Here is a 484-nt window from a genome sequence, read left to right on the forward strand (position 1 = left end):
GAGCGTGTCAGGATGGGGCAGAGACAGTTCCGGAAACACCCGAAAACCTGGCGTGCGAACAGAAGGCTTGCGCGCCTTCTTACGGCGCAGGTTTTCAACCTGCGGCTTGGCGATCAATTCATGCTCCAGATCAAGCGCCATCAGGATCAATATCCGGCGCAAGAAGGCCTCAAGCGCGCGCACACCCGCCCGCAAACGTGCGGCCACCGCCTTGCGCACGAAGTGTGGCCGTTCCCACAAATTGTCCTTTGCCAAGACATGGCCATGCAGCTGCAAGGCTAGGGACAGCACAAAGGCAAAGGGGGCAAGCGAGAAGGCCATGACACTATCATGGCGGGGGAAGCTGTGCTGTGGGATAGATTGGAACGATCTCCCCCCCACCCACCTCGCTGTCATCCCGGACGGCGATAGCCAATCCGGGACCTTGTGGCGCAAAAGCGTAAGCAGGTCCCCGCTCTGCGCTTCGCTTCGGCGGGGATGACAT

1 protein-coding gene is annotated in these 484 nt (G+C 60.3%); it reads right to left on the minus strand.

What is annotated here, in order from left to right:
• A partial coding sequence (locus PbB2_RS15825; RefSeq protein ID WP_133245862.1) for a hypothetical protein occupies positions 1 to 321 on the minus strand: 321 nt, incomplete at its 3' end.
• Between the last annotated feature and the right edge of the window lie 163 nt (positions 322 to 484).

This window comes from Candidatus Phycosocius bacilliformis, from assembly GCF_003112735.1.
In the GTDB taxonomy this organism is placed as follows: Bacteria; Pseudomonadota; Alphaproteobacteria; order Caulobacterales; family Aquidulcibacteraceae; genus Aquidulcibacter; species Aquidulcibacter bacilliformis.